The 22,060-nt window shown below is 40.3% G+C and carries 19 protein-coding genes and 1 tRNA gene; 9 read left to right on the top strand and 11 right to left on the bottom strand.

Going from position 1 to position 22,060, the window contains the following annotated elements; genetic code table 11:
• Positions 1-126 precede the first annotated feature (126 nt).
• The gene (locus AAEY97_RS16785) at positions 127-3,300 is read left to right on the top strand and encodes a TonB-dependent receptor (protein ID WP_351000203.1); all 3,174 of its coding nucleotides are present in this window, start codon (positions 127-129) and stop codon (positions 3,298-3,300) included.
• Positions 3,301-3,442: 142 nt separating this feature from the next.
• Here the strand turns inward: AAEY97_RS16785 and AAEY97_RS16780 are convergent, their stop codons facing one another.
• Together AAEY97_RS16780 and AAEY97_RS16775 are read right to left on the bottom strand one after the other, a co-directional pair.
• Positions 3,443-3,565: a hypothetical protein gene (locus tag AAEY97_RS16780; RefSeq protein ID WP_011635985.1), complete on the bottom strand. Its 123-nt coding sequence runs from the start codon at positions 3,563-3,565 to the stop codon at positions 3,443-3,445.
• A 270-nt stretch (positions 3,566-3,835) separates the two neighbouring features.
• The gene (locus AAEY97_RS16775) at positions 3,836-4,774 is read right to left on the bottom strand and encodes a LysR family transcriptional regulator (protein ID WP_101086231.1); all 939 of its coding nucleotides are present in this window, start codon (positions 4,772-4,774) and stop codon (positions 3,836-3,838) included.
• Positions 4,775-4,870: 96 nt separating this feature from the next.
• Here AAEY97_RS16775 and AAEY97_RS16770 point away from each other — a divergent pair, with 96 nt between their 5' ends.
• Genes AAEY97_RS16770 through AAEY97_RS16755 form a run of 4 tightly spaced genes read left to right on the top strand, consistent with a single transcriptional unit; the run spans position 4,871 to position 8,435 of the window.
• The gene (locus AAEY97_RS16770; RefSeq protein ID WP_101086230.1) at positions 4,871-5,965 is read left to right on the top strand and encodes an HlyD family secretion protein; all 1,095 of its coding nucleotides are present in this window, start codon (positions 4,871-4,873) and stop codon (positions 5,963-5,965) included.
• Between the two features lie 46 nt (positions 5,966-6,011).
• The gene (locus AAEY97_RS16765; protein ID WP_192115782.1) at positions 6,012-7,598 is read left to right on the top strand and encodes a DHA2 family efflux MFS transporter permease subunit; all 1,587 of its coding nucleotides are present in this window, start codon (positions 6,012-6,014) and stop codon (positions 7,596-7,598) included.
• A gap of 46 nt (positions 7,599-7,644) precedes the next feature.
• Positions 7,645-8,103: a GNAT family N-acetyltransferase gene (locus AAEY97_RS16760; RefSeq protein WP_351000200.1), complete on the top strand. Its 459-nt coding sequence runs from the start codon at positions 7,645-7,647 to the stop codon at positions 8,101-8,103.
• Between the two features lie 14 nt (positions 8,104-8,117).
• Positions 8,118-8,435: a putative quinol monooxygenase gene (locus tag AAEY97_RS16755; protein WP_351000198.1), complete on the top strand. Its 318-nt coding sequence runs from the start codon at positions 8,118-8,120 to the stop codon at positions 8,433-8,435.
• A gap of 174 nt (positions 8,436-8,609) precedes the next feature.
• Here the strand turns inward: AAEY97_RS16755 and AAEY97_RS16750 are convergent, their stop codons facing one another.
• A complete protein-coding gene (locus tag AAEY97_RS16750; protein WP_351000195.1) occupies positions 8,610-9,653 on the bottom strand; it encodes a porin in 1,044 nt (347 codons plus the stop codon).
• Between the two features lie 801 nt (positions 9,654-10,454).
• Here AAEY97_RS16750 and tcdA point away from each other — a divergent pair.
• A complete protein-coding gene (tcdA, locus tag AAEY97_RS16745; RefSeq protein WP_350977143.1) occupies positions 10,455-11,258 on the top strand; it encodes a tRNA cyclic N6-threonylcarbamoyladenosine(37) synthase TcdA in 804 nt (267 codons plus the stop codon).
• A gap of 22 nt (positions 11,259-11,280) precedes the next feature.
• On the opposite strand, the gene AAEY97_RS16740 is transcribed toward tcdA, so the two are convergent.
• The gene (locus tag AAEY97_RS16740; protein ID WP_351000192.1) at positions 11,281-12,861 is read right to left on the bottom strand and encodes a sensor histidine kinase; all 1,581 of its coding nucleotides are present in this window, start codon (positions 12,859-12,861) and stop codon (positions 11,281-11,283) included.
• Between the two features lie 228 nt (positions 12,862-13,089).
• Here AAEY97_RS16740 and AAEY97_RS16735 point away from each other — a divergent pair, with 228 nt between their 5' ends.
• Entirely contained in the window at positions 13,090-13,701 is a 612-nt protein-coding gene (locus tag AAEY97_RS16735; protein WP_351000189.1) for a superinfection exclusion B family protein, read from the top strand.
• A 435-nt stretch (positions 13,702-14,136) separates the two neighbouring features.
• Here the strand turns inward: AAEY97_RS16735 and AAEY97_RS16730 are convergent, their stop codons facing one another.
• Positions 14,137-14,268, bottom strand: coding sequence for a DUF3149 domain-containing protein (locus AAEY97_RS16730; RefSeq protein ID WP_101086224.1), 132 nt, complete (start codon positions 14,266-14,268; stop codon positions 14,137-14,139).
• A 957-nt stretch (positions 14,269-15,225) separates the two neighbouring features.
• Between AAEY97_RS16730 and AAEY97_RS16725 the strand changes: the two genes are divergently transcribed.
• Positions 15,226-15,310: transfer RNA gene (locus tag AAEY97_RS16725), tRNA-Leu, on the top strand.
• Positions 15,311-15,463: 153 nt separating this feature from the next.
• On the opposite strand, the gene AAEY97_RS16720 is transcribed toward AAEY97_RS16725, so the two are convergent.
• The 6 genes from AAEY97_RS16720 to AAEY97_RS16695 form a co-directional block, all read right to left on the bottom strand.
• Positions 15,464-15,868, bottom strand: coding sequence for a DUF2787 family protein (locus AAEY97_RS16720; RefSeq protein WP_351000186.1), 405 nt, complete (start codon positions 15,866-15,868; stop codon positions 15,464-15,466).
• 18 nt (positions 15,869-15,886) lie between these two features.
• Positions 15,887-16,330: a JAB domain-containing protein gene (locus AAEY97_RS16715; protein ID WP_351000183.1), complete on the bottom strand. Its 444-nt coding sequence runs from the start codon at positions 16,328-16,330 to the stop codon at positions 15,887-15,889.
• A 62-nt stretch (positions 16,331-16,392) separates the two neighbouring features.
• The gene (locus AAEY97_RS16710; protein ID WP_351000180.1) at positions 16,393-16,872 is read right to left on the bottom strand and encodes a DUF6641 family protein; all 480 of its coding nucleotides are present in this window, start codon (positions 16,870-16,872) and stop codon (positions 16,393-16,395) included.
• Positions 16,873-16,896: 24 nt separating this feature from the next.
• On the bottom strand, positions 16,897-18,930 hold the full coding sequence (locus AAEY97_RS16705; protein WP_351000177.1) for an AAA family ATPase: 2,034 nt from the start codon (positions 18,928-18,930) through the stop codon (positions 16,897-16,899).
• Positions 18,931-18,935: 5 nt separating this feature from the next.
• Complete coding sequence (locus AAEY97_RS16700) at positions 18,936-19,862, bottom strand: tyrosine-type recombinase/integrase (protein WP_351000174.1); 927 nt, start codon at positions 19,860-19,862, stop codon at positions 18,936-18,938.
• 143 nt (positions 19,863-20,005) lie between these two features.
• Positions 20,006-20,734, bottom strand: coding sequence for a hypothetical protein (locus AAEY97_RS16695; protein ID WP_351000171.1), 729 nt, complete (start codon positions 20,732-20,734; stop codon positions 20,006-20,008).
• 414 nt (positions 20,735-21,148) lie between these two features.
• On the opposite strand from AAEY97_RS16695, the gene AAEY97_RS16690 reads away from it, so the two are divergent.
• Positions 21,149-22,060, top strand: a 912-nt coding sequence (locus tag AAEY97_RS16690; RefSeq protein ID WP_351000168.1) for a hypothetical protein, incomplete at its 3' end; no start/stop codon positions are given.

The raw sequence follows: 22,060 nt of genomic DNA, 5'->3' as shown, positions 1-22,060 counted from the left end.
AAAAATGACATTAAAATGCAACATATCGTCCTTAGACTTCGCCCTGAAGTTTTTGCTCTATTGATTTACTAAGCCCGATAAACGGGTAACTAAACATTAAAATATAAAAATATTCAGGGGTTTGAAATGTTGCTTAATCATAAAATCAGTCGTCTCGCGCTCGCGACATGTTTTGCTATGGGAATTGCTTTACCTGCAATGGCGGCAGATACCGCATCTGATATTCGTGGTCAGATTATAGGTCCTGCTGGTAATGCTGTTACTGATGCAAAAATTACTATTATCCATCAGCCTACCGGTACCGTTACCGAAGTTCCTGTTTCTGATAATGGGCAATTTACTGCCCGCGGTTTACGTGTCGGTGGTCCTTACATTATTAAAGTCGATTCTGATGTGTTTGCTGACACAGTTGAAGACAATGTCTACTTAGGATTAGGCGAAACATTCCGTTTTAACCGCACACTAGAAGCCACTTCTACGATGGAGCGTGTTGGTGTCGTTGGCAGTGCAAGCTTTCATCGCAGCGCCGGCGGTAACAGTGACTTTGGTGAGCAAGATATCGCTAACGCACCCGGTATTAGCCGTGATTTAAAAGATGTGTTGCGCCAAAACCCAATGGCTGTTGTGGGTACCGACGGTATTTCAATGAGCGTGGCGGGCATGAACCCACGTTTTAACACTTTTGTGGTAGACGGTATTTCTCAAAACGATGATTTTGGACTTAATTCAAATGGCTACCCAACTCAGCGTTCACCTATTTCTATCGATGCAGTGGAGAGTGTAGCGCTTAACGTATCGCCTTACTCTGCTCGTAGTGGTGGTTTTACCGGCGCACAAATTAATGCAGTAACTAAGTCGGGCACCAATGATTTATCCGGGACTGTTTTTTGGGAAACCACCAACGACAGCATGGCGGGTGATGGTAAAGACCAGGACTCTGGTGACACCTTAACCCAAGATTTTGAAGAGACCACATTCGGCGGCACGGTTGGTTTTCCTCTGATTAAAGACACTTTGTTTTTCTTTGGCTCATATGAAAACTTTGATGCACCAACGTCGGCAGAGTGGGGGCCAAAGGGCGCTGGTTTTGCCAATGAGTCAGATGTGACTTCAGAAGATCTAATTCGAATAGAACAAATTGCTCAGTCTATATATGGTCTTGATAGCATTGGCGGTTACACCACCTCACCACAAGAAAAAGATGAAAAAATCTTAGCTAAAGTGGATTGGAATATTAACGACCAACATCGTGCCAGTTTTACTTATCAATCGACCATAGGTAATGTAACCAACAACATGTCATCAGGTGATTCGTTATTAAAATTATCAAGCACTTGGTATGACAAAGAAGAAACTTTAGAAACCTACGCGGCCAACTTATACAGCGATTGGACTGACGATTTTAGTACTGAAATCAAAATCGCTTACAAAGATACCACCACTAAATCGAAAACCATTGATGATTTAGGCATAGGTATGGTGTCGGTACAAACCTTCGAAAAGTCAGGTGACAAAGTCATTTTTGGCACTGACAGTTCTCGCCAAGCAAATGAATTAAATAACCAAAATCTTGAGCTACGTTTTGTGGGTGATTATTACCTAGGCGACCACGATATTGGCTTTGGTGCTCAGTACAATAGCGTTGAAATATTCAACTTATTTGCTCAAGATGTGTTGGGCAATTGGGAGTTTGATTCTATTGATAACTTAGCGGCAGGCGCCGTCGATAGTTTCCGTTATCAAAATGCGGCTTCGGGTAATCCAAATGATGTGAGTGCCAGTTTTAACATGGACACCTTGGCATTATTTGTTGAAGACTCATGGGATATTACGGCCGATTTAGAGCTCACGTTCGGTATGCGTTATGAAACCATTAGCATGTCAGATACTCCAGCCATTAATGAAAACTTTGTTAATCGATATGGGTTTGCTAACAACGAAACCTTAGATGGCCAAGATATTTGGTTACCTCGTGTAGGGCTTAAATACCTATTAAGTGATGATGTGACCTTATACGGTGGTGTAGGCCGTTACAGTGGTGGCTCACCATCTGTTTGGATTTCAAATAGCTTTTCAAATGATGGCAACAGCTTATTAAGCTATAACGAAGGTTGGAACCCAGTATGGGGCACTCCAGATTTTGGCAATGTTCCAGCAGATGCTCAAGCGGGTTTAGTGGGTGGCGACGGTAATGTTAATGCCATCGACCCTAACTTTGAGTTACCTTCAGACTGGCGTGCAAGTATTGGTTTTGACAGTACGTGGGATTTAGGTGCCTTAGGTGATAATTGGTTTGTGGGTGGTGAGTTTTTATACATTCAAAAAGAAAACGACTTAGCATGGGTTGATTTAGCCCGTCGCCAAGTGAAAACCGATGCCACTGGCCGTGTGGTTTATGAAACCTGGGACCCATTAGCTAATAATGGTGCTGGTGGTAATACCGAGCGTTATGACCTCATGTTAACCAATGCTGAAGATGATGGCTCCAGTAAGACGTTAAGTTTGTCGATTGCCAAAGAGTGGGATATGGGCCTTAGCATGCGTGCAGGTTATGCTTATAACTCAGTTGAAGAAGGCAACCAAGGCTCGTCGTCTACTGCAACGTCTAACTATCAATATACCCCAGTACAATATGATCGTAATGGCACCACTATGGGCACTGGCTATTATGAAACACCGCATCGCTTCACCTTTAGCTTGGGTTATGACGTAGAGTTTGTTGCAGGCTACAACTCTAGCTTTAACTTATTCTACGAAGCGCGTGAAGGTAACCCATTAACGTGGACACTAGGTTCATATCGTGATGGCAATTTAGGTGACCAAAGCAAGTTTGCTGGCGCATCATATTATCTACCTTACATTCCAACAGGTGCTGATGATACTAATGTTGAGTATGCTGGTGGATTAACTTATGAGGAGTTTAAAGCGGCAATTGATGAAATAGGTTTAGGCCAATATGCCGGTGGTATAGCACCAAAAGGCACCGACAACCAACCATGGATACATCAGCTAGACTTCCGCTTTACGCAAGAATTACCAGGGTTTACTGACGAGCATAAAGGTATTTTATACTTCGATATCAAAAACGTACTTAACCTAGTTAATGAAGATTGGGGCGTGGTTGAATACCAAAGCTTTAACAGCGCTAAGTTGGTTGATCATGACTACAATGCGGCGACGGGAGTTTATACTTATTCTGTTCCATTTGGCCAAGATGGTATTGAGACTAACAATTACGATACTTATGACATCAACAAATCAGCTTGGCAGCTTAAAGTGGGCGTGAAGTACAAGTTCTAATACTTTGTTAAGTAGAGTGCTGGTGCTGTATCTAGAGTGCTAATCAATAGGTTCCAAACAAAAATACCGAGCAATTAGCTCGGTATTTTTATGTGCTCAATATGGTTACATCAAGCTATTTATTCGCTAAACGACGTATAAATTATTTGATTTTACTGGCAAAATTTTCAGGTGAATTTTTCGACTGCTTAACCGCACGTTTCTCTTTTAAAGATAATGCCGGCTTTTTCTTCGCTTCTTTTGAATTATTACGTTCTTTGCTCATTTGTATGACTCCTAGCACGCATAATGCGTAACTAATAAATGGTAATTTTTGTTGTTAGTATCGAAGGTGCTAATGAATCAGCCACTTAATACTTACTTAGCCTTTGAACAATTTACTGAACCAAACTTATCATTGATATTGCGAATTAATGATGTGCGAGAACTTACCTCTATGATCTAAATTAATCACCTTATTAAGTTGATACTAGCACCTAGTCAGTTAAAAATATCTATTTATTCTATAGATTATTTTGTGCTTAAAAACTCATCTTTAATTATGATTGCTTTGTTGGACAAAATCGGGGATCTCAAGTACACCTTCGCCCCAATGCTCAAACAAGGCGGCGTATAAAAACTCTACAAACACTCGGTATTTACGGGGTAAATATACGCGCTGTGGAAAACTCAGGGTGACCTTGGTTTGCATCATTGGAAAGTCTTCTAATATCGGTATCAGTTGCTTACTGTCGATGGCTTCTTGTGCAATAAAAACCGGTACCGCAGTAATGCCTAGACCTTCAATAGCAGCCTCTCGGGCAAAGGTGACATTATTGACTTTTAGCTGTGCAGGGGGATCGAGATCAAGCCATTGGCTGCCATCAAAAATACGCCAGCCACCATCAATGTGGGCCGACTGTAACTTAATTGCGGTGTGGAACATTAAATCTTGCGGTATTTGTGGTGTGCCATGACGCTTAAGGTAATTTGGACTTGCCATTAACAACCGGCTAGCGGTGACTAACGAGTAGCTTTGCAGCTTAGGATCACGTTGTTCGGTAATTTGAAATAGAAAATCGACCCCTTCTTCAATCACATCAATTTTACGGTTAGTCAGTTCTGCATCGATGGTGATATTAGGGTAAGCCGCCAGAAACCGCGCAAGAATACGACCTAAAAATAATTGTCCTAGCTCGATAGGGCAAATCACTTTTAAATTGCCTTTGATGTCTTGCTGGCTCGCACTGAGAAGATCTTCGGCATTTTGTAAATCTTGTAGAATTTTACTAATGCGATGGTAATAACTTGAACCCGCTTCAGTCAGTTTCAATGACCTTGTGGTGCGAAACAGTAATTGCACACCGGCATCGGCTTCTAGATCTGCGATTTTACGACTCACAGTGGCTTTGGTTATTCCCAGTGCTCTGGCTGCACCGGTAAAACTACCTTGTTCTACGACTTGCGAGAATATTTGAACGCGATTGAGATCCATATTGTTACACCTGTGAAACAGTGGGTTGAATTTTTACTATCTAATAAACTTAAGGAAACAGTAGTAAACTAGAGCAGAATAAATTAGGAGTCAAATATGTCTATCAATAAGCGGTTAGTGTTAGTGCCAGGTATTATCGTTGTGTTAGTTGTTGCAGGCGTTTATTGGTGGTCACAAGTTCGATATATCGAGTCAACGGACAATGCGTATGTCGAGGCTGATATTTCCAATATCAGTGTAAAAGTTCCCGGCTATATTGTGCAATCTGCTGTGGTTGATAATCAACACGTCAACAAAGGTGAACTGCTGGCTCAATTGGAAGACAGCCAATTTGTTGCCAAGCTGGCTCAAAGCAAAGCTGTGTTAGCGAGTACCCAAGCAAACTTGCAAACTCTAGCGGCAAAGGTTGATTTACAACAGGCATTAATTAATCAAGCGAAGGCTACCGTTGTGGCTTCACAGTCAGAGCAGTTAATTGCGCAACAACAATTGAAGCGTTCACAGAAATTAAAAATCAGTAATTACAGTTCACAAAATGATGTTGACCAACTTCAGGCAGGTTTCGATTCAGCATCGGCTCATGTCGATGAGGCGCAAGCTGCATTAGTGGCTAAACAGCGTGAATTGTCGGTATTTAATGCGCAATTATTACAAGTACAAGCGGATGTCGATCAGGCAATGGCCAGTGTCGAGTTGGCTAATATTCAATTGGTGGATACACGTGTTACTGCACCTTTTGCAGGGATTATAGGTAAGCGTGGTGCAATGGTGGGCCAGTATGTTCAACCAGGGCAAGCATTGTTTAGCTTAGTGCCAGATGCACAAGTGTGGATTACGGCTAACTTTAAAGAAACTCAAATTGAGCACATGCAAGCCGGACAAGCCGTTAAGGTGAGTTTAGATGCTTATCCTGATGATGTGTTTAGCGGATTTATCGACAGTTTAGCACCTGCATCGGGTTCTAAATTTAGCTTGTTACCCGCAGAGAATGCGACCGGTAACTTTACCAAAATTGTTCAACGTATTCCGGTGCGTATTCGTCTTGAACGTGATCAACCCTCATCTGCTATTGGGCGTATTTTACCAGGATTAAGCGCTGTGGTTGAAGTCGATACTGAGTCTGCAACCCAATCTCACGAACTCGCTAAGGCAACAGCTGGTCAAGCAATGTCTGTGACTGCAGGGCATTAATATGAGCCAGTCAGCCACTGAGGCAGATGTATCACCAGTCGGCCCTATGAGTACTGTGAGTGATAAACCGACGGGGTATCAGCGCGGTAGCAAACGTTCTTGGATAGCTGTTGCGGGCGGCTTAATCGGTGCCTTTATGGCTATTTTGGATATTCAAATCACCAATGCGTCGATGAAAGAAATTCAAGGTAGTTTAGGCGCCACTTTAGAAGAAGGCAGTTGGATTGCTACCGCTTATTTAGTGGCTGAAATGATTGCCATTCCTTTATCTGGTTGGTTAAGTACTGGGTTATCGACTCGCCGTTATTTACTGTGGACTACCGCGGCCTTTATTGTGGCCTCTATATTGTGCTCAATGTCTTGGAACCTTGAGTCAATGATCGCTTTTCGTGCCTTGCAGGGATTTTTTGGCGGGGCATTAATTCCGTTAGCATTTCGATTAATTCTTGAGTTTTTACCCGACAATAAACGCGCCATGGGTATGGCTCTGTTTGGGGTAACCGCAACATTTGCACCTTCCATTGGACCGACGCTAGGTGGTTGGCTAACCGAACAATTTAGCTGGCATTATTTATTTTATATCAATGTTCCACCAGGCTTATTAGTGATGGCGATGTTGGCTTATGGTTTAGAGCGCAAACCAATCATTTGGGATAAGTTAAAAGACGCTGATTATTCAGGCATTGTCACCATGGCGTTGGGTATGGGCTGTTTAGAAGTTGTGCTAGAAGAGGGCAACCGTAAAGACTGGTTTGGCTCTGATCTTATTCGTAACCTCGCCATTGTTGCCGCGATCAATATCAGCTTGTTTATTTGGATCCAGTTACGTAAAGCTCAGCCATTAGTGAACATTCGTCTGCTTGCGCAGCGAGATTTTGCTTTATCCACTGTGGCGTATTTTTTACTGGGAATGGCGTTGTTTGGGGCGATTTATATGATCCCGCTGTATTTATCACAAATTCATGATTATACCCCGTTAGAAATTGGTGAAGTGATTATGTGGATGGGCTTTCCGCAGTTGCTGGTACTGCCATTAGTGCCTAAATTAATGCAGAAGTTTGATCCGCGATATTTGGCTGCACTTGGGTTTGCTTTATTTGCGACCAGTTATTATATGAATAGCCATATGACCATGGATTACGCTGGCGATCAAATGATTGCTTCGCAAATAGTACGAGCGTTAGGACAGCCGTTTATTTTAGTGCCTATTGGTATTTTGGCGACAATGCATCTTCAAGCACATGAAAATGCCTCGGCATCGACAGTGCTCAATGTGATGCGTAATTTAGGTGGGGCTTTTGGTATCGCGCTGGTGGCAACGTTAACCGATAATTTAGCTCGAGTTCATTTGGCCCATATTAAAGAGACGTTGCCAGCAGTCAGTGCCCAAGCTTATAACTATATTCAGCATACCAGTTCGATACTGCAAATTGCGGGTTCTGATGCGGTGAGTGCTAACTCACAAGCCTATGCTTTACTAGCTAAAAACATGTCACAGCAGGCATATATTCAAGCCTATAATGATGTGTTTCTTATCATGGCATGTTTTCTATTGATTGCAGTTGTTGCGGTTTTATTGATCCGTAAACCCGTGGCGAAAAGTGATTCAGATCAGCCTAATGAAATGCATTAATCATGTTAGTATTATCTTAATTGATAGCAATAAATTAAGGTGAGAGATGACATTAACGTGGCTAGATGTTGGTTTTACTGAGCTGTCTTTAGAGCAGCTTTATGGCTTATTGCAATTGCGTGTAGATGTCTTTGTGGTTGAACAAAATTGTCCTTATCCTGAATTAGACGGTAAAGATAAACATCCGCAAACCAGGCACTTATTGGGAGTGAATGAACAGGGTGATATAGAGGCTTATAGCCGCGTGTTAGCGCCCGATATTAGTTACCCTCAAGCGAGTATTGGCCGTGTTGCTGTTGCAAAATCTGCCCGTGGTCAGGGCGTGGCCAATCAATTAATGCAAAGTGCCATAGCCATTGCAAAACGGCATTGGCCAACAGACAATATTCAGATTGGGGCACAAGATTATTTACGTCATTTTTATCAACAACTTGGCTTTATTGTCAATTCAGATGTGTACCTTGAAGACGGCATTGAGCATCTTGATATGTTGTTAATTTATTAATGTAAGGAAAAATAATGTCAGATTACGCAATTAACACCCAGCAAATTGTTTGTGTCGCTCAATTTGTGGCTAAAGCAGGAAAACGTGATGAGTTAGTGGCGGTATTGGCAAGCTTGATCCCTGATACTCGTCGTGAATCTGGCTGTATTCGTTATGAACTGAATGTCAGTATTGATGACGACAATAAAGTCGCCTTTGTTGAAAAGTTTGTTGATCGTGCAGCATTTGATCAACATTGCGCCAAAGAGGCTATTCAACATTATTTTCACCATGTGATGCCTGAGTTGGTTGAATCACATCATGTTGAAGTGTTTAATCAAGTGATTGCTTAACCGGACTTTTTTACTGCACAGTTTATTATCCCCGTTTAACATTGGCAATCATCAGTTGAGATTGCCAATACGGTATTGCGTACACAAATATTGCACACACAAAAATGCCAGTCTTCACAGATTGGCATTTTTAATCATTTATACTGTTAAGCCGAAGCTTTTATATCAGAATGATTAGAAGTCGTAACGAGCACCGACAGTGAAGATGTTGTCATCTTCTAAATCAACAGTAGCTGTACCCACTTTATGGTCGCCTTCATACATAGCATAGTGACCATAAACTAAGGTTGACTTAGAGATACGGTAATCAGCACCCACAGTAATTTGAGTGATGTTTACGTCAGTACCAGTCGCTTCTTTAATATTTTTGTAGTAGCTACCAAAACCAGCTTCATCTTGACCGTATTCAGCTTTTAAGTTTACGCCGTTTAGGTTGTAAGATACGTTAAGGAAGAAAGAATCACCTTCTTGATCAGATGTTTGGCTTTCAGTGTTTTGGTATAAACCACCAAGCTTGAACTCACCTAGCTTAACTTGTGCCACACCACGATAAGCATCAATGCCACCAATAGTGTTATAAGCTGCAGCGACATAGTAAGGGTGTGCTTTAAGGCCTTTATCACCAATAGTTGCACTTAATGCATATTGATCATCATATGATTCTTTACCAGCATCATCTGTGTAGTTGTCTTCCATTAAATAAGTTGCGTTTAATGTAACTAAGCCACCAATCACTGGTGAATAGTACCAAATACCGTCAGCTTTACGTAACTGGCCACCAATCATACGATCGATATCTGCGTTGAAGTTACCAAATAAATCAATGCCACCTTCAGACTGTTTAAATACAGTATCGTTACGGCCGATTAACACTGTACCTGCGTCACTTTTTAAACCTAAGAACGTGTTACGCGCTTTAAATACAACTTCGTCACTGCCATTTTTGCCTTCAGTTTGAGTGGTATTTTCAACTTGGAATTCCATTTGGTATAACAGTTCAATACCGTTACCAAATTTTTCGCTACCTTTTACGCCTAAGTTAGAAAAGTTGTTTTCTAATACTGTGCCTTCTTTACGGTTTTGAGTAGTGGCACCTTGATCAGAATTAGTCACGGCTAAATCTAAACGACCATAGAAACTTGGGCCTTCAGCAAGTGTAGCGAAAGAAACTAATGTAAGTACAGATGCTACCGATGCAGAGATTAAGGTTTTTTTCATCTTTCATGCTCCCTAGAACGTTATGTTCTATATTCCATTTTTCATGGTTTTAGTTAGTGAAGTTTGTCGCAGATTCAATTCTGTAACAATCTGGTGCAGATTTTTACAGATTTGATACCTTCAGAGTGTGGCCTAGATCAAATAAACAAGGCCTACTTGAAATTTTGTGTATAAATCTGTGATAACTGCGACCATTTGTATAAAAAAATCACCATATGGCGTGGATCTACCTCTTTAGGGATGTTCCTATTCGATTAAAAATAGGCTAGCGCACAACCATAAAAAGTTGCAAAATTGTATGTTAGCCCATGTTAATTTAATCATTGTGAATATTCGATGTTAATTTTTATATCTTTAGTCTAATAAGGTTATAAATTAAGCATATTTTAATGTTTGTTGTGATAGGACACATTGACGCTAGGACATAAAGACATTTAGCTTAATCTGCCTCTGCTGAGTAATAGATTGCTATCAAACGGCTCTTTATCCTGCTATCTAGATGGTATGGTTTACCATAGATATAGGTACACTATTGACGTGTTAATCCTCCGGACAGCTTGATCTGTTAAGCAGCAATAAACCGATATTATTACTTTATCCCACATCCCATGTTTCATATCTCATATACCAAAACGAGTGAGCAGAATTACTCGCTATAAATACGAGCATGTGGTGCTTGTTATTAAACCAAAATGCACCCTTAACCAAATTCATCTAGAGTGAATTGTGACAAACGTTTAGCTTTGAGGATAAATCATATAAAATTGGCCGCGAAAATAGTCGTTAATTAGGGCGTAACCCATGTTGTCAGAATCTTATACTCATCGTTTTGCTGGTGTTGGCCGTTTGTATGGTCAAGCCGCACTAAAGACTTTTTCGCAAGCCCATGTTGTGGTTGTTGGTATTGGCGGTGTAGGCACATGGGTTGCCGAAGCATTAGCAAGAAGTGGGATAGGGCAGATTACGCTAATTGATTTAGATGATATTTGTGTTACCAACACCAATCGCCAAATACATGCATTAATTTCGACTATTGGCCAATCAAAAGTTGAGGTTATGGCAAAACGCATTGGCGAAATTAACCCAGAGTGTGTGGTTAATGAAGTAGAAGATTTTATTACCTTAGATAATCTTGCTGAGTATTTTAAGCCGGCCTCACAAGGTGGCAATATTGATTATGTGGTTGACTGTATTGATGCTGTAAAGCCTAAAGCAGGTTTAATCGCTTGGTGCAAGCGTAATAAAATTCCGCTAGTGACCATAGGTGGTGCTGGCGGACAAACCGATCCGACTTTAATTCAAGTGACTGATTTGGCTAAAACAGTACAAGATCCATTATTGGCAAAAGTGCGCAACATATTACGTAAAGATTACAATTTCACTAAAAATATTCAGCGCCGTTTTGCTGTAGATGCGGTGTTTTCGACCCAACATCTCGTCTATCCTCAAGCTGATGGCAGTGTATGCAACACTAAAGAAAATGCAGAAGGCAGTATGCGAATGGATTGCGCCTCCGGTTTTGGCGCCATTACTATGGTAACGGGAACGTTTGCGTTTGTTGCGGTTAGTCGTGTGCTGACTAAATTAGCCGCTAAACCCGCTTAACATTGTTGTGTAAATTTGTCGGTTATCTCGGCACACTAATCACGAACATTGGCCCACCTAGTGGTGACGTAGCAACATAACAGATATTACCCTTGAGCTGAGTCACCGCGTTAAACGCTGCCGCTAGCCCTAACCCTACTCCTCCTTTGTGACGAGCTGTGGTGAAGAAGGGTTCGAAAATATGTTCGACGATGTCATTAGGAATAACCGCGCCATTATTTTGAATTTCGATTTGGATACTGTCTGGCTCAGCAACGACATTGATGTGGATTTTCGCTTGCGAAACATCCTTAAACGCATGCAAAAAGGCATTTGATACCACATTAGTGATAGCTTGGCTTAATAAACTGGCATTATTATTAAGTTGCAACTGCTTATCCAAACTGGTGGTTATTTCGACGTCTTGCGGTGAAAATATCATTAATGTTGAATCAGTAATATCGCGTAATAGATTGCTCAAATTAAAGACGGTGTTTTTCTCGTGGCTTTGTTCTGCGGCAATAGATTTAAATTGTTGGATCAAATAACTGGCACGAGTGATATTACTGACGATTAACTGACTGCTTTGTTGGTATTGCTCTAAAATCCCATTAATTTGTTCTAAAGTGGCATCATCGCTATGGATTAATTTGATCAACTCTTCTATGTGAGACAATTGCGAGCTGGCAGCCGTTAAGCAAATACCGATAGGGGTATTAATTTCATGAGCTACGCCGGAAACTAACCCACCTAGTGCCGCCATTTTTTCTTTTTCAACCAGAACTTGTTGTGTTCGTTTTAACATTTGCAATGATTGTTCAAGTTCTCTGGTTTGTTCTTTTACCTGGCGCGCGAGCTCATCTTTATAGCTGCGTTCTAATAGCAGTAAGCGATCGCGATCTTCAAGTGCGTGCTGAAGATCGATTTTTGATTGGTGCAATGCTTGATAAGAGCCTCTTATTTGCCGTTGCATGGTATTAACCGCATCGGCTACCAAACTGAATTCATCATGTTGCGGCTTACGATTAAAATCCAAAGGAGTAAAGTCGTGGTCTAAGCTAATATCATCGCAATATTGGCTTAGTTGACGAAGATGTTTGGTCACATTGAACCACACCAGAAGCAAGATAAAGCCAGCCACTAAGAAGGTTTTGATCGCGTTGGATAATAAAATCAGTGTTGCTTTATCATACAAACGATCATATATGACATTTAGATCAGCTTGTACGATGAGTGTCCCAACAGGAATATGTTCATTATTGGTATAAATTAATGGGTATTGTTTCTCAATAACAGCCGTTTTCTTATATACACCAAAGTGCCATTCTTGATTCGTGTCATCACGGATAGAAATATAGTTTATGTCAGGTAATTGACTTAAACCACGGAGCTGCGTGTCGATTAAATGTTCATCTATTACCCATATACTGGCTGCCAGCACTTCTAAATTTACCGCTTCTATATTCGAAAAAACGCGATCAATTCTACTTACATCACTTTGATAATCACTTACGAGCTGATAAGCCGTCGTCACGAGGGTAATTAAAGAACTAAAGATCACGATAGAAAGCGTCAGTTTTCGAGCTATTGGACTTCGCAGTAACTGTTTTATGGATATCAGCATAGTTTCTTCATTGTGATTTATAAATAGGGAGGATCTACCGATGAAAGTATTTATTCTACAATGCATTTCGCCAGTGTTAGTTCGGGTTTCATACCTTGGTTCAAGCATAGCCTGATAGGCCATATATAGTATGAAAAAATAAATAAATATCAGCTAATCAATTATTTTTTCTGGCATATATTTTGCTTTGCCTTAGTAAGCTCAAAAATCTGACACTGCGGGTAAGCTATGATGAAAATGAAAGTAGGTTCAATAAAGTTATTGAATAGTAAGCGTTTGTTCGTAAGTTCTATGTCATGGCTTATTGTAACATGTGCTAGTTTATTGTTTGCGCCTAAAGATTTATTGGCGTTTTTATCGTTAGACCAACTCGTTAATCAATATGGTCAGTTTATTGGCTTAGGGTTGATTATGGGAGTGGCATATTTTTTAAGCCAGATTTTTGCCTTTGTCGTCGATGAGGCCATCGTATATTTACGTCAAAAACGTACCGTAGAAACTATTGACACAAAAGTGAAACTACTGGACCCTGCTGAAAGAGCCTTGCTACGGGAGTTCTTTTTACAAGGACAAACTATTTTAACCTTGCCACAAAATGAATTAGCGGTTAAAAATTTAGTTAATACCAGCATACTTGAAATGCTTGGAAACGAGCGTCACTATGCGATTCAAGGGCCAACGGCTGAATACAAAATTTCGATGCAAGCACGTAATTATTTAAATCGTGATGTACTCCGTTTACCAGCGGGTGAACCCAGTGCAGAAGAAATGAGTTACCTGATTAAAACGCGACCACATTTTATTAATGGATTGATTCAATCACGTAAGCATGCAGTGTAATACCAATTTCATTAAATATCTGTTCAATTCAGAGTCTCTCAGGTTTTTCAATTCAAGGCGTATTGATGTAGAAATGGTTGTTCCCTTTTTAATCGATACAACACAGAAGTGGAATACCTGAGAGACTCCATTCTGGCGGGTTTCAAAGTCCTTTATGCTTCGTTAGATGTTTTCAAAATAGAATCACTATTCGCTTCAATCATCTGCCTTGCCTACAGCACTTTGAACTCCCGCTGAAAGATCACATATTTAATAGGATTGGTATAATAGCGCGGAAAATAGTGCTGTAGATGAATAAAAAAGATGGGGGCGTATAAAGCCCCCATTCTGGCATAAAAACACATCATGTGTTTTGTCGCCAATCTATCATTCACAAGGAAGTATCCATATTGGATATGAATAATAAGCAGTAAAAAACTTAACCTATTAAGAGACTCACTTAGTAGGTGCAGACTTCACAATAAACATCCACATTAGATAAGACATTATTCCAAAGGTACAAAAAATTACCATCATAGAAAGTAATCCTATTGCGTTACCAAACATTAAATCTAACCAAAATGCCATGATATTTATCCTTTAGGTTGTGAAGACGTGATCATCATAAAGTCAAAATAACGTCGTTATACTGATCTTGATCAATCTTCAGCCGTCATGATGTTAACTTAGTGTAAAATTGCCAATTAGCTCACAAAAAAACACAATCCATCTCAATAGAGGGTGATGAATGACTTTTGACCAATTGAGTGTTTTTTATAGAAAATAATAGGTAAAGGGCTTGCCATTATTAAATGCAACGGTATAATCGCCAGCACTTAATCGTGACAATGATTGTTACGAAAAGTATTGTTTGGTTAGGATTAAATTACGAGTGTTGTTTTGCAAAGATATTTGGATTTCTCAGATTACTTTGCAAAGCTAACATAGCTACTAAGTCTTTGCCTGAGTGATGAAATTGGTATACATGGGGGATTCAAAATTCGCAGCGTGTACTCAACATAACTCAGTAAGTTGTTGATTGACTTAGTTAATAGATATTTATTAACGTTCAAAACCCTTGCAAAGATTTGCAAAGTTTTTTAGATTGATAATTATGTGCCTGTTCAATAACATTAGTTACCAACAGGGTTAAAAACACATAAAGTAGGTACGATGAAATTGGTTTGGTTTTGCAAAGATATTTGGTCTTTTTTAGATAACTTTGCAAAGCTAAATATAGCTTCAAAGCCTTTGCCTGAGTGATGAAATTGGTATACATGGGGGATTCAAAATTCGCAGCGTGTACTCAACATAACTCAGTAAGTTGTTGATTGAATTAGTTAATAGATATTTATTAACGTTCAAAACCCTTGCAAAGATTTGCAAAGTTTTTTAGATTGATAATTATGTGCCTGTTCAATAACATTAGTTACCAACAGGGTTAAAAACACATAAAGTAGGTACGATGGAATTGGTTTGGTTTTGCAAAGATATTTGGTCTTTTTTAGATAACTTTGCAAAGCTAAATATAGCTTCAAAGCCTTTGCCTGAGTGATGAAATTGGTATACATGGGGGATTCAAAATCCCCTGCTTCGCGGCGTGTCGGTTCGAGTCCGACCTCAGGTACCATTATTTAAAGCCCTGTTCTTAATCGAACGGGGATTTTTTTATGCTTATAAATCAATGGTAAAAATACAAGATTGTTACTTTAATGCGTCAACAAGCTTTTGCATCCTTTAGTAGATAAATTGACATGTTTACTTTCACAGCAGGATCGCTTCGTTAATCGGTTGAGATACTGACTTCAAATATTTCTAAATCCTGCCAATAGCACACAAAGTTTTGTTCCCATATAGGGTAAAACTCCATTGCGGCATCCAGTAATATTTCGCCATTAATGCTTTGAAACACGCCAAAGTTAAAATCAAAGTCCAACGCCTTTACGAGTTCGGCATAGCCACCGTGACCGACAAAACAGAACTCGGTGATGTAACACAGGTTCCAATGTTCAGCCATCTTTTCTAGCCTGATTTCGACTGGATGAAACCCACCATGTTCTGAGCTGTAGTTTGGATCTCTAAAGTTAATGGTTAATGCATCATGAGTGGTGTTACTAATCAGCTTGGTTAACGGCAGCAGTAAGCTATCGGAAACAGGCAAGGCCAGTTCCTTATTAATAGTATTCATTTTGTTATCTCACAGAGTTTAGAAGAGTTCGGGTTGATTTTGACGTAAGCTGGTAAAGCGATTTAGGCCGATAATCACATGGTCGATGACTTCAATGTTGAGCACCTTGGCGCATTCAATCACCTTATGAGTAAAGTTAAGGTCACTTGTACTAGGCGTTGGATCGCCAGAAGGGTGGTTATGAACAAGGATTATCCCCGGCATATTGAGTATGACGGCCGTTCTGAGAACCTCCGATGGACGCATGCTGATACTGTTGATGCAACCTGTGGCAACGACTTCAACGCAGTTGATAGCACGTTGGGTGGTGAGGTTAGCCACGATAAACACTTCCTTTGTTTCATATTTTAGGTAATCAAATACCTTTGCAGCATCTTCAGGTCGAAGCAGTGTCTTCTCTGCCAATTCACACTGACTTTCTCTGAACTGATACTTAACGTTAATTTCGCGTATTAATGCCATTGGCTTACCCTTACAAATAGCTTAAGCGGAGAGGGGATTACTAATCCCCCCCTCAAATAGGATTACTTGGTTTTGCTGGGTTCAGTTTTTAGTGGCTGATTACCTTTCTCTTTCTTACTTGGGAACTTAGGAGGTGGTGCAAGTAAGAATGTATCTAGCTCGCCTTTTTCTACCGCATCGATAATGACTTTAATGGTGTCTGGTAGTTTGGCTTTATCACCTACATCAATGGCGGGTTTATCTTTAACCAGCTCTATGGGCTTACCGCTAATACGGACTTCAAGATAGTAATGTTCCTCACTGTCATAGAACCAAGGGCGAACGTTATAACGACGGCGTATCTTCTTACGCTCACCTGTTTCAGGGTCTTTGATGCTCTTTTCACGGTAGGCTTCAAACTCTTTACCTTCAACGAAGCATTCGGCCATTTCTAATTGCTGCTTAAGCTTTTCTAATAAGCGTATGCGTTTACTCACCACCGGTGGCTTGGTCACAATTTCAGGGCGAGCGATTACCTTGAGCGAACTCAATAATGTGGTCATAGGATGTTCCTTTATGGGTGGGGGTTAGCGAATAAAGCCGATGTGGCCTTTTGCTTGTTTACGGTTGTTTTCTTCAGCCAGTAACGTAATGGCCGTCGTTCTATGGTTGTGATTCGGTTGAAATACCATGCGCCTTGCTAGGATAGCGAAGTCACCTGGGGTTAACTGGTTTAGCGTGTGAAGTTGGTCTTTCTCTGAATGAGTCAACTTAGTAATACCAAGTACCTGTCGGTACATCGTATGTCTCTGTGCTTCGGTGAGGTAGTCACACATTAACTTGAAGTCAAAGCGTCGCATCACAGCACTGTCGATTGATGCGAGTGCGTTAGTTGCAGCAAACACAGGAACGCTGTTGCATTCAAGTTGAGATAGCAGCTCATTGATAAGTTGTACTTCATACTGCGCTTGAGCGCTCTCACGCTTGCTCAGTAAGCTATCGACTTCATCAAATAGCATTAGCTTGTTTTCTCTATGTGCTTCTTTAAAGAGCGCTGCAATGTTCTGTTCACTCTCACCAACGTATTTACTCAGAACGTCAGAGCACTTGATGTGCATGATGTCCAATCCATGCGTTTCAGCCAAATGATGAACCCAGCCTGTCTTCCCTGTACCTGCTGGACCACTTAATAACACCCTTAACGGCAGACCATTTTCAATCGCGTCATCGATATCACTAATGATGGTTTCAGCATCTTGCCCATTTGTGGTGGTAAGGTTTAAGCAACTTGGGTCAAAATTCAGCTGCCCCTCGTATTGCGGTAGTGGTTGCTCTTCACCACAAGCTTCAAGCATGGCATCCACGACTTCCAATACCACAGTTTCAGCGTGTTCACCTGTTAAGGCCAACGCATTGGCAACATGAGCCGCATTAGCAATAAAGGCTGGCGCGGCTTTTGTTTTATAAGCCAGCTCTAAGCGAAAGGCATCAGATACCTTAAGTTGCTTGAGCATGGCTTTACTCATCGAATAAGCAAAGGATTCATCAGGGACGGGGATGTCCATCACCAACTTAAATCGCCTGATATAACTGGGCTCCAATATCGATATATGATTGGTTATCCAAATGGTCGGTACGGGGTTTGTTTCAAGTAAACGCATTAACCCCTCTTTGGAGTAATGCTCGTCGGCATGCTTAAACACGCTTTCACACTCATCAACCAGTAAGAGGCTTCCATCTGTACCATTCAACAAACTTTGCATCAGGTTAAGGTAGCTAATCCGCTGGCTAGTAGGCTGTTTACTCAAGAACTCATTCGTTATATTGCCATCTTCAAACTGCACACTTTGTACTTCTAGTAGGCTACGCTTTAGTGACTTTGCCAAGGTACGTGAAAGCTCGGTCTTACCCGTACCTGCTGGACCATAAAGTAAAATGTTAACCCCTGTTAGGCTCTGCTTGGTTGCAGCTTTGAGGTACCGACACACTAAGTCGGCATTAACATGTTCAAACTGCTTAAGGGTGAACTTTGCTGCTGGACTGCGTTTTATAATGGGCTCAATAAATGCCTCACGGCTAGTCAATTTCTGAGTGACCAATATTCTTTTGTATGGAGTTGGTAGTGTCAAACGGTAAGGTAAATGTAATAACCCATCTTCAATAAGGTTATTCTCAACTAAAGGCTGAAGTTGTTGTTCAATGGCGTAACGGTCCAGCTCAGTCTCTTGCTCAAGCGTATGGATCAGAATGTCTGAATCATGGTCAGATAACAGACTAAGAAGCTCATTTAGACCAAGGTTGGCATTCATTAAGATAATGAGTGTTATCACCGATTTCATCTTTAAATCTAGCTTAAACAAATCGCAGATAAACTCGGCGTTATGGTGCACTGTCTGGGTGATGGTAGGGTGTGTATCCTTTACTGGGAACTCTTCTAGGGTACTTTCTATATCGTAATTAATGCCGTGCTGAAGCTTGATACCCACCAAGGCCGCTACAACTTGCGAGGGAACATATTCAAAGCCATAGCGCATTGCTGTTGTCAGTAAGGTTTCGGCAACCTGAGTAGATAGATAGTAACAATGATTGGCACGCTTAACGTTTAACTTGGGCTTTATCATTGGCGTCAGCGTCCCCGTTTGGTCTGCTTGAGTGGTGGTGTGTAATCCAACACGGATGCGGCCTGTTTCATAAAGGCATTGTCGCGTTTGTCATAAATGGTTGTTGTGCTGATATCGGCATGACCTGCCATTTGACGCACGGTATTGATATCCACATTTTGCTCAAGTAAACGAGTAATAAAGGTTCGGCGTAAATCATGGGGCGACACGTTATCTACCCCTAGTTCATACAAGGTGTCTTTCACTAAGCGATAGAGTGAGGTTGGGCTTGTTGGTACGCCAAGCGTTAACTTACCAGTGAGTGTTGATTTACACAGTAGATAACCATGTTGACGGCTACGCACTTTGACCCATGCCTGCAGATTTTCCTCTACCCACACAGGCAAAAACAAGGTGCGGCTTTTATTGCCTTTCCCAGCTGCGACTACCAGTGAATGAGTTACGTTATCGTAGTCATGTAACATCAGCGCTGACAGCTCACTGCGACGTAATCCCGTACCCAGAAACAAGCTGAAAATGGCAAGGTTACGCATAGCTAACGTGCTTCTTTGAGACTTGAAATACGTGAATACCGCCGTCACTTGTTCTGTACTTAACGGCGTACCTAAATGTTCCCCGTGTTTAACTTGGTTAATGGTCTGTAAGTTGGCGACTTGTGATAACTCCGCTTTATCCATTAATGCAGCAACTTTAACGATATTCTTAATCGATATCATGGCGCGGTTAATAGAACGTGGAGACCACTTAGCATGTGTCATGACAGCACGTATTTGTAAGGCTTGTTGATAGTCAATCTGGCATAGCTTGTCGTCGAGCATAGAATCTTGCCACTGCATTAGCCGTGCAATGCTGCGCATCTGTGAGCTGATAGAGCGTTGACTGTTAACAGACAGGCGGCTCAAATACAACGCATAGGGGGTCGCTGTAGTCATAGAGAACTCCAGTAGGGTAAATAGTTTGATTTGTGTTTAGAGGGTTGAATGATAAGAGAAAAGTGATACTAGAAACACGTTCATAATATCACTTTTCGGACTGGATTTCAGTGGCTGTTTTTGACACGGTTAGGAAGCATAAACTATTTCTTATTTGTATTTTTTAACTGTTTCATTAGTTTGGATACTTCACTTTTTTCTCCTAATTTAGGTGAGGGGCTCTGTTCTTCTTTATGTTTCACTGTAGTTCTTTTGGGTTTTCCCCATTTTAAGTTTAATTTAGAGTTAACAACTCCAATATTTAAAACTATATGAACGTATTCAGTTGTGATGCTATTTGGGGCGGGCAGGCTTTTATTAAGGCAAAAATTAATATTTACTTGAGTTAACGTTAACAAAGCGAAGTCATGTAACTTAGTTAGGATTTTCAATAAATCACAGTTTTTTTTGAGGCTTATATTTTGTTTGTTGAGTAGTTGTAAGAGATTGTATTTGGGTTTTTTAAATTGTTGTGGATGCAGGCCAGAGCTTGATTGGCTAAAATATATTCCACCATTACTTCCGAAATTGTCGGTCTTAAATTGATTTTTTATGGAGAAAACTTGTTGATCAATCCAATTCTCTTGGTTTACCCAGTGTTCGAACAGGAACAAGGCCACTTTTAGCTCATCAATATCCAATGTCGGTGTTGATATCAAGTTCATAACATGTTGAGCATTTTTTATGCTTGCTTTGGCGTACCTAGCTAAATCAGCTGATTCGACAGACGGCATGTGTTCCTTAAGTAGTCTGCGGTCGGACAAGCGTTTTTCCAATAAGATGGGATTGTTTTCCGTTCCAATAAGGCCCTGAGTTTTATAAATATCTTCCATCTATTTATCCATTTGATTTTGAAGGTTATTTTTATTCGATTTTGTGTTTTATTACATCTCAAATTAAAAAAAATAATGGTTAAAGCAAGGTGTCCATCCAATATAGTCTGCGCTCCATCTCAATTCCATCTAATTTTTAGCCGAATCCATTAAGCTCTAGTGTATTAGTTTTTTTTATCTGATATCAGCACTAGAATTACTCATACTTAACCTTATGAAATATGGTGTTTTTTTGGTTTTTTTGGTTTTTTTTAAATGTACTCCAACTTTTTTTTCATTACTTCTGATCAGAAAAAAATACATTAGTTAGAGGGAATACAACCTATTGATAATCCTTATTATTGATACCTATGTAGAGTGATTTCCACTCTACATCGAAGATTTTGTATAAACAATTGAACTGAGGAGCATCAAATGGAACAAGCTAATAAGAGTATTTTACTGGACGTCAATCAGGTTGCAGGTGAAGGGAGGCAAGATTTAAGTGATGGAACAAGTGCTCCTAAAGTTGGTGAAAGCGATATTCCTGAAATTATTACTGGTGAACAAAAGTCTATCGGGCTTGGTAATCCCAAGTATAAGCCAACTCAGGAAGAGGTAAATGACACAATTGTAAATCTTTCCAATACATTTGCAGAATTTAAGTATTGGCTATTTCTAATATACATCCATGAAATGTATAAGTATCCTCCTTATAACTGTAAATCAATAAATGAATTTGTGGGGAAGCATTTAACTATTTCACGTGCAACGGTTTATCGAGTGATTGTCGAAATTAGTATTAATTACTCTATATATGGTAGTTATAACTGGCGTTCTCCAAAAATCAATTCCAATATTTGCCAGAAGCTTAATCGTGTTTTAGTTACTCAAGGTTTGAACCAACTCAAAGATTTCTGGTTGAAGTTAAATTGTAAACTAGATAAGCCTATGACGGCTAAAATTGTAGAGCAACAAATTTTTCATTATGGGAGGTTTAAATGCCTTTCAGGCAATGAAACACATAAAAGTGAACTAAAAGTACCTAATCATATTAAACCACAAAGTATTCAGAGTTTTGAAAGTAAATTTGGTGAGGATGGTTCTATTTATCCTGATAAGGATTATTTACCTTACGGAGACGAAAATCATGAATCCGATGATGAACTCGATGATGAATACGATGATGAATCTGATGATGAATACGATGATGAATACGATGATGAATCTGATGATGAATCCGATGATGAACTCGATGATGAATCCGATAATGAATCCGATGATGAATCCGATGATGAATCCGATGATGAATCCGATGATGAATCCGATGATGAATCCGATGATGAA

It is taken from the genome of Shewanella sp. TB7-MNA-CIBAN-0143 (genome assembly GCF_040310065.1).
Lineage (GTDB): Bacteria > Pseudomonadota > Gammaproteobacteria > Enterobacterales > Shewanellaceae > Shewanella.
The sequence above is the reverse complement of the archived record's forward strand: the minus strand, read 5'-3'. Positions and strand labels throughout refer to the sequence as shown.